1 protein-coding gene is annotated in these 246 nt (G+C 79.7%); it reads right to left on the bottom strand.

Annotated elements, in window-relative coordinates; all coding sequences use genetic code 11:
* A partial coding sequence (locus tag SZ60_RS17620; RefSeq protein ID WP_043597789.1) for a hypothetical protein occupies positions 1-246 on the bottom strand: 246 nt, incomplete at both ends.

Below are 246 nucleotides of genomic sequence, written 5' to 3' on the forward strand. Positions count from 1 at the left end.
GGGTGGCGGCGGCCGAGGAGGCGCGGCGTGCGGTCGCCCCCGTGGCCCGGGCGGCGACGGCGGCTCCGGCCGCGGTGGCTCGACTGCCGTGACGGACGCCGTCCCAGGTCGAACGAGCGGCCGGTCGGGTGCGGGTCGCCACGGTGGTGCCCGTCGTGCGGAACCACGCGACGACGACGGGCGTCGTGCGTCGGACCCAGGCGACCAGGGCCTCCGAGGCGTGACGGATGCTCCGGGCCGTGGCCC

It is taken from the genome of Frigoribacterium sp. MEB024, assembly GCF_000878135.1.
Classification (GTDB): Bacteria; Actinomycetota; Actinomycetes; order Actinomycetales; family Microbacteriaceae; genus Frigoribacterium.